The organism is Streptococcus parasanguinis (assembly GCF_023109675.1).
Classification (GTDB): Bacteria; Bacillota; Bacilli; order Lactobacillales; family Streptococcaceae; genus Streptococcus; species Streptococcus parasanguinis_I.
Genome location: NZ_JALDUR010000003.1, coordinates 185,460 through 198,110, shown reverse-complemented (window position 1 = coordinate 198,110; position 12,651 = coordinate 185,460). Strand labels below are relative to the sequence as shown.

At 42.1% G+C, this 12,651-nt stretch carries 9 protein-coding genes; 2 read left to right on the top strand and 7 right to left on the bottom strand.

Going from position 1 to position 12,651, the window contains the following annotated elements:
• Positions 1-6 precede the first annotated feature (6 nt).
• The 6 genes from cysE to M1G14_RS04040 all read right to left on the bottom strand — a co-directional run bounded on the left by cysE (position 7) and on the right by M1G14_RS04040 (position 9,372).
• Entirely contained in the window at positions 7-624 is a 618-nt protein-coding gene (gene cysE, locus M1G14_RS04065) for a serine O-acetyltransferase (protein WP_049475175.1), read from the bottom strand.
• A gap of 24 nt (positions 625-648) precedes the next feature.
• Positions 649-2,871, bottom strand: coding sequence for a polyribonucleotide nucleotidyltransferase (pnp, locus tag M1G14_RS04060; protein WP_049523569.1), 2,223 nt, complete (start codon positions 2,869-2,871; stop codon positions 649-651).
• A 608-nt stretch (positions 2,872-3,479) separates the two neighbouring features.
• A complete protein-coding gene (locus tag M1G14_RS04055; RefSeq protein ID WP_049523567.1) occupies positions 3,480-4,217 on the bottom strand; it encodes a hypothetical protein in 738 nt (245 codons plus the stop codon).
• A 101-nt stretch (positions 4,218-4,318) separates the two neighbouring features.
• Positions 4,319-5,635 (bottom strand): DUF6287 domain-containing protein, encoded by a 1,317-nt coding sequence (locus M1G14_RS04050; RefSeq protein WP_042759817.1) that lies wholly within the window; start codon positions 5,633-5,635, stop codon positions 4,319-4,321.
• A 78-nt stretch (positions 5,636-5,713) separates the two neighbouring features.
• Complete coding sequence (locus tag M1G14_RS04045) at positions 5,714-8,359, bottom strand: SEC10/PgrA surface exclusion domain-containing protein (protein WP_247926306.1); 2,646 nt, start codon at positions 8,357-8,359, stop codon at positions 5,714-5,716.
• A 47-nt stretch (positions 8,360-8,406) separates the two neighbouring features.
• Entirely contained in the window at positions 8,407-9,372 is a 966-nt protein-coding gene (locus tag M1G14_RS04040; protein ID WP_024054789.1) for a hypothetical protein, read from the bottom strand.
• Between the two features lie 330 nt (positions 9,373-9,702).
• On the opposite strand from M1G14_RS04040, the gene pepF reads away from it, so the two are divergent.
• Complete coding sequence (pepF, locus tag M1G14_RS04035; protein WP_247926305.1) at positions 9,703-11,499, top strand: oligoendopeptidase F; 1,797 nt, start codon at positions 9,703-9,705, stop codon at positions 11,497-11,499.
• Between the two features lie 128 nt (positions 11,500-11,627).
• Entirely contained in the window at positions 11,628-12,281 is a 654-nt protein-coding gene (locus M1G14_RS04030; protein WP_247919785.1) for a hypothetical protein, read from the top strand.
• A gap of 46 nt (positions 12,282-12,327) precedes the next feature.
• On the opposite strand, the gene trxA is transcribed toward M1G14_RS04030, so the two are convergent.
• On the bottom strand, positions 12,328-12,642 hold the full coding sequence (trxA, locus tag M1G14_RS04025) for a thioredoxin (RefSeq protein WP_247919786.1): 315 nt from the start codon (positions 12,640-12,642) through the stop codon (positions 12,328-12,330).
• Positions 12,643-12,651 lie beyond the last annotated feature (9 nt).

The following is a 12,651-nucleotide window of genomic DNA, read 5'->3' as shown; positions in this document are numbered from 1 at the left end:
ATCTCCTTACAAGCTAGAAGACCGATGACTGGCTTCCTTAGCATGCTCCAGCTTGTTCATGTAGTATTCGCGTTTTTCTTCTTCTTGGTGAATGACTGGCTCATCCTTCTTACCGTGAACACGAACAATTTTAGCAGGGACTCCGACAACAGTCACATCACTCGGTACATCGGAGACGACGACCGCTCCCGCTCCTACTTTGGCCTTGGCCCCAATCTCAATAGGACCGATGACCTGAGCATGAGCGGAGACCAAGGCTCCTTCACGAACCGTTGGATGGCGTTTCCCGACATCCTTCCCTGTTCCCCCAAGGGTCACCCCGTGGTATAGCATAACGCCTTTTTCGACAATGGCCGTTTCCCCGATAACGAGGCCCGCTCCATGGTCGATAAAGACACCAGAAGCAATGGTCGCACCTGGATGGATCTCAATCTGAGTCCAAAAACGCCAGAACTGACTATGCATCCGCGCCAAGAGCTTAAAGCCATGGTTCCACAAAAAGTGGGAAACACGGTGAGCTGCCAGTGCTTTGACTCCCGGATAGGTCAAAAGGACCTCCAGCGAGGTACGCGCTGCTGGGTCATTTTCTTTTACAATATTGATGGTTTCACGCCACCATCCCATACCGTGCTCCTCCTTTTCTAATGCTTATTCTGAATCTTTTTGTGTAATGGTAAAGTCTTTTTTAGGTTTGTGGTCTTTATTGTGGTGACGAGGACGATCGCCATGACGAGGACCCTTTTCACCTTTTTCTTCTGAATGTTCAGGTTTTGGCGGACGTGGCAATAGTGCCTTCATAGAAGCATCGACACGACCTTTTTCGTCAATCTTGATAATCTTCACATCCACTTCATCGCCGATGGCTACCAAGTCTTCGACACGGTTGGTACGCGTCCAAGCCATTTCAGAGATGTGAACGAGGGCGTCCGTCTTGTCAAAAAGGTTGACAAAGGCACCAAATTTCTCGATCCGAACCACTTTGGCATGGTAGACTTCATCCACCTTCGCTTCACGAACCAAACCAGCAATGATTTCCTTAGCACGGTTGATGGCATCTTGGTCGCTTGAGTAGATCGATACATTTCCTTCTTCATCGATATCAATCTTAACGCCTGTTTCAGCGATGATCTTATCGATGGTTTCTCCACCTTTACCGATGACAATCTTGATCTTGTCCACATCAATCTTGATGGTATCAATTTTCGGAGCAGTTGGAGCCAATTCTGGACGCACTTCCGGAATGGTTGCTTCGATCACATCAAGGATTTCAAAACGAGCTTTCTTGGCTTGAGCTAAAGCTTCAGTCAAGATTTCCGCAGTAATCCCTTGGATCTTGATATCCATTTGAAGGGCTGTAATCCCGTCACGCGTACCTGCAACCTTAAAGTCCATATCGCCAAAGTGGTCTTCCAAACCTTGGATATCTGTCAATACGGTATAGTTATTTCCATCAGAAATGAGACCCATTGCAATACCTGCTACTGGCGCCTTGATTGGCACACCACCCGCCATAAGGGCAAGTGTTCCCGCACAGATAGAGGCTTGAGATGAAGAACCGTTTGATTCCAAAACTTCTGCTACCAAACGAATCGCATATGGGAATTCTTCCAAGCTTGGCAATACTTGAGCAAGGGCACGCTCACCAAGAGCACCGTGACCAATTTCACGACGACCAGGCGCACCGTAACGACCTGTTTCCCCTACAGAGTATTGTGGGAAGTTATAGTGGTGCATAAAGCGTTTCTTGTACTCTGGATCCAAACCATCGATGATTTGCGTTTCACCCATTGGTGCCAAGGTCAAGACAGAAAGAGCTTGCGTTTGTCCACGCGTGAAGAGACCCGAACCGTGTACGCGAGGAAGGTAGTCCACTTGTGCATCCAACGGACGGATTTCATCGACCTTACGACCATCCGGACGAACCTTGTCTTCTGTAATCAAACGGCGCACTTCTGCGTGTTCCATTTGTTCCAAGATTTCAGCCACGTCCCGCATGATGCGGTCAAATTCTTCGTGGTCGGCATATTTTTCTTCGTAAACTGCTGTGACTTGGTCTTTCACTGCTTGAGTTGCAGCTTCACGCGCCAATTTTTCTTCAACTTGAACTGCTTTTTGAAGGTCGCTGTTGTAGGCTGCGATGATTTCAGCCTGCAAGTCAGCATCTACATGAAGCAATTCAACTTCTGCTTTTTCTTTCCCAACTGCCGCAACGATTTCTTCTTGGAAGGCAATCAATTCTTTAACGGCTTCGTGCCCTTTAAGAAGAGCTTCCAACATGATTTCTTCTGACAATTCTTTGGCACCAGACTCTACCATATTGATAGCGTGTTTGGTACCAGCTACTGTCAATTCAAGAAGAGAGCGCTCTGCTTGTTCTTGCGTTGGATTGATGATGATTTCCCCGTCAACATAGCCCACTTGTACCCCAGCGATTGGTCCGTCAAATGGAATATCTGAGATAGAAAGTGCCAAGGAAGAACCAAACATGGCTGCCATTGGTGCAGATGCATTTTCATCGTAAGAAAGGACTGTGTTGATGACTTGCACTTCGTTACGGAAACATTCCGCAAACATTGGACGGATCGGACGGTCAATTAAACGCGCTGTCAAGGTCGCATCTGTAGAAGGGCGTCCTTCCCGTTTCATAAAGCCACCAGGAAATTTCCCAGCCGCATACATTTTTTCTTCGTAGTTGACTTGAAGTGGGAAGAAATCCCCAGTTGCCATTTTCTTAGACATGACAGCTGCCGTCAAGACAGTTGACTCACCATAACGCACGACAACAGAGCCATTTGCTTGCTTGGCAACCTGACCAGTCTCTACGATCAACTCACGACCCGCAAAAGTCGTTTGAAACACTTGTTTTGTCATTGTAATCCCCTTTGGATTGATAAAATTATACGACTTGCCTACAAAGATCAAGATATTTTGGACGGTTCGGCTTGCCGAACATTTCTGTAGAAAAATAGGAAGGTGACGCCGCACTCGATGAGTGCTAGGAAGCTTATCTTTTTTCCTAAGAAATGAGGCCAAAATTCAGTTCATCAGGATACAAAGGGCGTGAAGAATCCCGTATGAAAATAGGAGATTGACGCAGTGTGCCACGCACACTAGGAAATCTATCTTTTTCACTAGGGATTTAGCCCGTGTTCAACTATCAAGATACCAAGGCCGTCAAAAGCAAAGTAAAAATAGGAAACTGACGAAGTCTTCGATGAAGACAAGACAGTTTATCTTTTTTACACGGCTTTTCGGCCGGGTTCAATTACTCAAGATACCAAGCCGTCAAGCAACTCAACGAGATAGGAATTTCAACAGCCTATCTGTCTGTTATATCCTCATCTTTGTATCCAAGCACGTATACCTTTTATTTTAACATATTCAAGCCCAAAAGAAAAAGGCTTTGAGGGCCTTTTTCTTTGATTCTTCAGCAAGTTCTATATAAAAATTTTAGAGCTAGATATAGCTTCTGATTATTTTTACGATTTTGCGAATTCAGTGCTGTCGACATAAAAGCGTGTTTTATGTGTTCCACCCTTGTAGTCCTTATTGTTTCGTTTCAAGACAAAACGTCTGTATGGTTCAGAAGTCCCTTGGATCGATGTGGTCACTTCAACTGAATTTTCATTGATCACCCATTCATCCGGTGAAGGGATTTCCATCGGTGGCATCGCTCCGCCACGACCACCAGGTACAATTTCGTAGAAGGCCTTGTCTTTTGTCGAATAGATCCAGCCGTCTTTCTTTTCATTTGTAAGCTGGATCAGCTTGTCTTGTGAAAGACTGCGGATTGAGTCCGATGTTTCTTCTGCATCTAATTTATCAATGACATCTTGCAGATTATAGGTCCCAGGCGTGTAGGTATTGTAGTAATCAATGAACATGTCTTGTGGGTAACCATCAACCGCGCCGTGGTCATTATTCAACTCTAGCAAGCGAGTCGGTTGCACCTGAAGTGAATAGGTCAAAGACGCACTGTTTTCAATAATCGAATAGATATCCGCTTGGTCCGCTTTTGACAAGGTCCCAATGGCTTCTTTATCATGTTCATCTGACTTATCTCCTTCGGTTTGCTCTTTTTCTTGGGCTTTATCAGATGATTTTTTAACCGATGAGGCTCCTACTGGACTGTGCTTGCGCTCATAGCGTTTGGGAGCACAAGCTGCTAGGGAAATTATCGAACCAACTGTTAAAAATAAAATAATAAATTTTTTCATAATATCTCCTATTTTTTTATCCTACTCTATCAAAGAAAATCTATTTACTCAGTATCAATGAAGAGACCACTAGCAAATATAAGTTAATTTTCTAACCTTTTTTAGTCTTCCTTATAGAACAAGTCGCTTTGATCTGAAATAACATTTTGACCCCAATAAATAATATCCTTGCTATTATCAACAGAAAAATTTCCATATTTTAATGATGCGGGAAACTCTTGACCTGCTGGGAAAAAACTCATTGCTGAAGCACCAGCTGGGGCAGTTGAATGAACACTACTGCTTAAGTATCCAAATTCATGATTAAAGCGGTCTACAACCTGGTCTGTTGGTTCACCATTGATCTTTGATATACCGTTATCATCAAATGTTACACTCATCCCTTTCCCATTTCTCCAGGTTCCTGCGATACTTGAGAAATTTCCGTTCTGAATCTCTTGAATATTCATTCCGCTGCTTTTTTTACTTGAGCTTGCTGATTTAGAACCATCCACGCGCGTTGTGAATTCAAGGGCGATCCAGCCTTGTCCAGATTCCAATTTGCCCCAGGTATGGCCATCTGCCTCTACTGTTTCCGTAATGGTGTGAGTTCCTTTTGCGATCATTCCCGCAGATGGTGCAGAAGTCGATGGCTCTTTTCGAATACGGAGATCCGACACACTGACTTGTACTTGGAAGCTTTCCGATTTTTTCTCTTCCGATTTTGCTGCTGATTTGGAATCCCCTGAACCTTCAAAAGTTTTCCAGTCCAGCTTACTGAGGTCCAACTGCTTGGCTGAAATCCCAAGAGCTTGTTCTGCTGTTTGGTCACCACCAATTTGAATGGTTGCTTTCTTTTCTTCCTTGGCTTCCCCTTTTCCTAGCGAATAAAGGGTCAATTCCATTTCTGGATTAAGAGATTGCCAAGTGGCATAGACGATTTGTCCATTGTCGAAAACTTCTAAGCTGGAGCGATAACCACCCACCGCAGCTGTATAAGCTGTATGGAGCAATTCAGCTTTTTGACCCTTGAGGTAATAGATAGCAGAAACATACTGTTTGTTTCCAGTGTATTGATTGGACACCAAGAGCTCATCCACACCATCTTTGTTCAAGTCTGTAAAAGCGTATTGGAAGGTTACCGGAGTTCCTAAGCGCTCCAAAGCATCTAGATAGATGCTTTCTTCTGAACCAGATTGTATTTTACCTAATTCCGCAAAGAGGCCTGCTTTATCCCCATTTTTAAGAGCAGTATCATACTTAGCATACCGCTCCAAAACCTCTTGATAATACTTCTGACCTGTATCCTTCTTTTCTTTTTTGACAGCTGATGACGTTGCTGTCTTTGGTTTACTTTGGCGTTCATAGCGTTTGGGCGTACAAGCCACCAGAGCTAGAACGGACGCACCCGCCAGTAGTGAAATCATAACCTTTTTCATAAAAAATTCCCCATTTAACTATCTTTTTCTTAAAATTATATCATTTTAGGCTGGGTTTCCCCAGCCTAAATAGAATTTTTATTTTGATTCGCGTTTGCGTTTCAATCCAACAAAACCTAGAGCCATCATAGCTACGCCCATAAGTCCAAGTGCACTTGCAGATTCACCAGTTGACGGTAATTCTTTCGTGTTTGCTTGTTTAGTTGGGTTAACTTGAGGTGTTGCCGGTGTGATTGCACCAGGTGTTCCTGTTACGATTGGGACAGTTGTCTTCATCACTTTGTTTTCAGTTGGTTCATGACGAACTGGTTCGTTGCGACGAGTTTCTTCTTCGTGTTTGATACGTTCTTGTTCACGACGAATTGTTTCTTCCCATTGTTTCGCTTTAACGAGTTTTTGGTAAGCTTCGAAGACACGAGTGTAGTCTTCTTGAGATGCTTTCGCTTTCAATTTCAAAGCTTCAAGTTTGGCAATTTCTGTTTCAAGAGTTGCTTTAGCTTCAGCTGTTTTAGCTTTTGCCTCAGTCAATGCTTTTTCAGCTTCAGCAAGTTTCACAGGTGCGCTCTTAAGCAATTCAAGATAATCTTTTGCGTCTTGTACAGCTTGTTCAGCTGATTTAACAGCTTGTTTAGAACGTTCCACTTGAGCTTTAGCTTCAGTTGTTGCAAGACCTTTTGCTTTCAAATCATTTTCTGCATCAAGAGCTGCCTGAAGGGCTTGTTTCAAAACTTCTTCTTGAGCAACCAATTTAGCTTTAGCGTCTTTCAATTCAGATTCACGTTGTGCACGAACTTGTTGCAAGTTTTCAAGATTTGATTGAGCGGTTGCGAGTTCAGCTTTAGCTGCTTCAAGAGCTTTCGCAGTTTCAGCAACTTTAGCTTGAGCTGCAGGAGTTTGTTCTTTGACAACAAGAGCGTCATCGTAAGCTTTTTGAGCTTTAGCGATAGCATTTTGAGCAGCGTTCAATTTAGTTTGAGCGTCAACTTGAGCTGATTTTGCCGAAGCAAGGTCATTTTCAGCAGATGTAACGGCTTGGTCAGCAGTTGCTTTCTTAGCTTTAGCTGCTTGAAGCGCTTGTTCTTCTTTTTCAACTGAATGTTTCACAGAATCGTTGTATTCTTGATCAGTGCTAAGGTAATCAGCTTTGTCTTGATTTGTTGGACGGTTTGTTGATAAGATGTGGAGTGATCCGGAGCTTACGCTGAATCCAATGCCCGAACCTTCAAGGGAAATCAAGTGTTTAGCGTGACCGTTTGCTTGATTACCATCTTGGAACATCATCATACGAATATCACCTGCAATCTCCTGTTTAAGGTTCAACATTGTATATCCGCCCATATTTTCTTTATGCCATTCTGGCAAAAGCCCACCGAGTGATTCAGATGCTCCATATTGACGGAGAATTGAGAGTTGGTGCCCCCAGTTTTTACCGAAGTTGAATTTATCAGGAGTTCCGCCATTGTCTTCGTAGAATTTAGAATATCCACGAGCGATAGCGTCTGCAAATTCTTGACCACCAACTGTCAATTGGATTGGTGTGATGGTTTTGCCTGGTTCGCGTTGTGACCAATATTGTTGGTTGAGGTCGTTCAACATTTGAGATACAAATTCAGCAATTTCTTTACGTTGAGCCGCTGTGAGATTTGCTAAATCAACGATTTCTCCGTTAACACCAATGCCAGTTTGGCTATAATCTGTTTCTGGTTGCAATTTCATGTATTCATCTTGATGAGCGATGAACCATTCGTAGTCTTTAATGTCGTGTTTTGCGTATTCAGCAGGAATAACGATTTTACGGAGAGCTCTATCTTGTTCCAACTTAGCAACTTTTTCTTGATAGTCCGCGTTTGCTTTGTCAAGAGCTTTTTGAGCCTCATCAACTTCAGCTTGAGCTACGCCGACTTTGGCTTTTGTTTCAGCAAGAGCTTTTTCTTTTGCTTGAACATTAGCTTTTGCATCAGCAAGACCTTGTTCGAGTGCAGGAATGTTCTTTTCAGTACGTTCTTTATCGAGAGCTGATTTTGTTTCATCGATTTTAGCTTGACGAGATGCGTCGAATTCTTTTGCACGAGTCAATTCGTCTTGAGCTGCTTTATTCACAGACTCTGCATCTTTCAGTTTATTTCCCGCAATCGTCACTGTCTCCTGTGCTCTGGTCAGTGTTGTCTCATTAAGAGCTTGTTCTGCCTTCTTCACTTCTTCCTTGCCTAAAGCGACTTTTGCTTTTTCATCGTCTACTTTTTTAGTAGCCTCTTCATAAGTTTTTCCTGATTCGGCTTCCGCTGTCTCAGCTGATTTCACACCTTCTTCAGCCGTTTTTACACTTTCTTCAGCTGATTTCACACCAGCCTCTTTTGTTTTAATGGCTTCTTCAGCTTTTGCAATATTTTCAGGAGTTGCTTCCCTCGCAGCTTCTTTTGTTTTTTCATAGGTTGCTGCTGCCGTTTTTTCAGCAGCTTCCGCTTCCTTAGCCTTTTGATCCGCTGCACTGACAACCTTTTCTTGTTCTGTTACCGTTTTAGCCGCAGCATCAGCTTGCTCTTTTGCTGTATCAACTGCCTCTTTTGTAACCTCAGCAGTATGGTCAATATTTGAAACAGTTGCTGATGTCCCTGTCTGAGGTTGAGCAACTGGCGCTTCTTCAGCTTGTACAACTGAAGTTACAGCAGTAGCGGCAATAATAGTAGCACCGATAGCAATACTTTTCTTTGTTGTTTTATTCATAATTATATTCCTTCTATTTACTTCCCTACCTATTTATCCCGGATTTCTTATCTTCCATAACGAATATTCTCAAGTTCACTTGCTACAGCACGTGATGCAGCAGCTGCTTCTTGTGTTTCTGCAATTTGTCTTGCACTTAAAATATTTGCATGTTCTTGAAGCTTGATCATCCGTTCTTGATTAATAATCTGCTCTTTCTCAAGTTCGATCATCTCTGCCTCAAAGGCTCGACGTGCTTCTCGGTCTAAATATGTATCATATAAATTAATCGCTTCTTTTATGTTATCTGCTTTAAAGTTATTAAACGCGTGAATTAGATAATTCACTGCATCTAGTGCGTAATAATCCTTAGGGTACCATCCTTGACCAATTGCTACAGCTTGATTCCGGAAATTTTCCATCAAACGTCCCTCTTGCTGATAGGCCAATTCTAATCGTTGATTTTCTGCAACCACTGCTTGGTAATCTCTTAAATGCTGTTCATTTTTATTACGAATACCTTTATTCACAAACGCAATCATTAATTCCAGCTTATTTTGAATGATAAAATAAGTGGCTACAATTGACACTCCAAGTAGAATTAATGTTATAGGATTAGGAGTCAAAAGCAAACGTAGAGGGAATACAAGTAAGATCCCTCCCATAATCAGTGTCGCTGGATAAATCCAGCTATCCTTTGAACCTTTCATACGACGAAATAATAGAAATAAAAATCCCGATAAGAACAAAACTTCAAAGATAATATCACCGATTAATCGATTCACAGCACCAAGTAAGATGACATACAATAAATCCCCTAATAGTATCGAAATACTTGAAAATACCATAATTGAAAAAGCAAGCTTGAGGGATTTATGAGACAATGTGTTTTCGTTATATTCATCTTGTTGAATCAATTTGGCTGTTCTCATTTGATTAACAAGTGTAACTTGACGTGAACGGGCTTGAATAAATCCCAATATATTCTCACGAATGAGTTCTAATTTAGAGACAATTTCTTCTCTTGTTTCCATTAATAACCTCCTCTATCACTAATTAGCAACATTTTACTAAAATTTTGAATATAAGAATTGCCACAAAAAATTATTAAGCAATCCTTATATTCTTTAGAGCCATTAGTGTTGAGTATTGCATGAAATGCAATACTCTGATGTACTAAGTATATCAGCGAAATTCCAATCCATGCCTTACCTAAATATAGTGGTTAAACTTAAGTTTTTTAATCTTAACTTTTTTCCAGCTCTTTTCAAGATTTTCACACAAGCATTTTCCCCTCTTCCTCTATGTTTCTGCCCTTTTTTCTGATATACTTAGTATAGTTATTTGATCAAAAGGAGAACACTATGGAATTAAAAAAACGTTCTGAATTTCCTGAGAACGAACTCTGGGACCTCACAGCCCTCTACCAAGACCAGGAAGACTTCTTGCGTGCCATTGAAAAAACACGTGAAGAAATCAATGAATTTGTCCGTAACTACAAAGGCAACCTCCACACCTTTGAAGACTTTGAAGCTGCCTTTACAGTCTTTGAACAAATTCAGATCCAACTCAGCCACATTGGCAACTACAGCTTTATGCCCCAAACGACGGACTTTGGGGATGAAGCTTTTGCAGAAATTGCCCAAGCAGGGATGGATTTCGAAACTTGGGCGAGCGTTGAACTTTCCTTCTTTGATGATGCTTTGGTAGAAGCGGATGAAGAAGTCCTTGAACGCCTGGGTCAACTCCCTCACCTCACTTTTGCCATTCGTCAGGCTAAAATCAAAAAAGCTCACTACTTGGGAGCTGACGTAGAAAAAACTCTGACCAACCTGGGTGAAGTCTTCTACGGACCGCAAGACATCTATACCAAGATGCGGGCAGGTGACTTTGAAATGGCTGATTTCGAAGTCGATGGAAAAGTTTACAAGAATAGCTTTGTTACCTATGAAAACTTCTACCAAAACCATGAGAATGCGGAAATCCGTGAAAAAGCCTTTCGTTCCTTCTCAGAAGGTCTCCGCAAGCACCAAAACACAGCTGCTGCTACCTATCTAGCTCAAGTTAAGTCTGAAAAACTGATCGCAGATATGCGAGGCTACGACTCTGTCTTTGACTATCTCTTAGCTGAGCAGGAAGTGGATCGTTCTATGTTTGACCGTCAGATTGACCTGATCATGAAGGATTTCGCTCCAGTCGCTCAAAAATTCCTCAAACACGTAGCCAAGGTCAACGGCCTTGAAAAAATGACTTTCGCTGATTGGAAGTTGGATTTGGACAGTGCGCTCAACCCAGATGTTACTATTGATGATGCCTATGACTTGGTCATGAAATCTGTGGCACCTCTTGGGGAAGAATATTCCCGCGAAATTGCCCGCTACCAAACCGAACGCTGGGTTGATTTCGCTGCCAATGAAGGCAAGGATTCCGGTGGTTATGCAGCTGACCCCTATCGTGTCCATTCTTATGTCTTGATGAGTTGGACAGGACGGATGAGCGATGTTTATACCTTAATCCACGAAATCGGACACTCTGGTCAATTCATCTTCTCAGATAACAACCAAAGCTACTTCAACGCCCACATGTCGACCTACTATGTGGAAGCTCCTTCTACCTTTAACGAGCTCCTCCTCAGCGACTACTTGGAACACCAGTTTGACGATCCTCGTCAAAAACGCTTTGCCTTAGCTCACCGCTTGACAGACACCTACTTCCACAACTTCATCACCCACTTGTTGGAAGCGGCCTTCCAACGCAAGGTCTACACCCTGATTGAAGAAGGTGGAACCTTCGGCGCTAGCAAGCTCAACAGCATCATGAAGGAAGTCTTGACCGAATTCTGGGGAGACGCTGTTGAAATCGATGACGATGCAGCTCTAACATGGATGCGCCAAAGCCACTACTACATGGGACTATACAGCTACACCTACTCAGCTGGCCTAGTTATCTCAACCGCTGGTTACCTGCATTTGAAGAACTCCGAAAACGGAGCTAAAGATTGGCTAGATCTCCTTAAATCAGGCGGTAGCAAGACCCCACTTGAGTCTGCTATGATTATCGGAGCAGATATTTCAACAGACAAACCACTTCGGGATACCATCCAATTCCTTTCAGACACTGTCGATCAAATCATTGCTTACAGTGCAGAATTGGGAGAATAAGAACAATTTTCAGACTTAGTTTAATCTAAGTCTGATTTTTTTATAAAAATGTTACCAGTTAGTGATTGAAAGCGCTTTTATATTATGGTATGATAATTCTTGGATAAATATCCGAAGGGAGTAACATTATGAAAAAACGGTTGATTTTAACAATCTTAATTGCGTTATTATTTGGAGCTTGCTCAAATCAAAATGAAGCTTCTCAGAAAGAAACTGAAAAACAGGTAGGTTTCGTTCAAAAAGAAGAAAAAGCAAAAAAAGAACGCGACGAACAGGAGAAAGCAGAAAAAGAGAAAAAAGCAAAGGAGGAGCAAGAACGAAAAGAACAAGAAGAACGCGAGAAAAAGGCGAAAGAAGAACAGGAACGAAAAGAAAAAGAAGAACGTGAAAAGAAAGAGGCTGAAGCAAAACAACTTGCGGAGCAAGCTGAATCTTATGTACAACAACTAGAAAATAATCAAATTCAAGATAACGTTGCCCCGGCACAAGCAGCTGTCGAGCAAATTGTTGATCCAACAGTAAAAGCTACGTTAACTGAACGCATCGGACGTGTACAAAATGCAATTAATGAAAAAGCTAAAGTAGAAGCACAACAAGCTGCTGCTGCTCAACAAGCTGCTGCCCAGGAACAACGTATCGTCTATGTTGCTCAATATGGAAAATCACCTGCCTATTGGTACAATATTAATAATATGCCATCAAATACTCGTAAGGACAAAGTTATCACAATGAGTGAAGCTGAAGCAATTAGAGCTGGAAAACATCATTCGAACAAGGAATAACAAAAAAAGCTAAAGAAGGTTCATTCTTCTTTAGCTTTTTTGCTTTTTAACTCAACTCAGCCACAATAGACTTGATTTGTGCTGCAGTGTGTACCCCTGCAACTTGTTTGACCACCTGTCCATCTTTTTTAAAGAGTAAGGTTGGGATAGACATAATGCCGAAAGCACGCGCTGTTTCAGGATTTTCATCCACATCTATTTTCAGGATTTTTAACTCATCTTCCGAAAGTTCTTCCGATAATTTTTCTAAGATAGGAGCTTGCATGCGACATGGACCACACCAGGTTGCCCAAAAGTCTACCAAGACTAATCCTTCTTTCGTTTCTGCTTCAAATGTTGCATCTGTAATTGCTTTTACCATTGTTTTTCT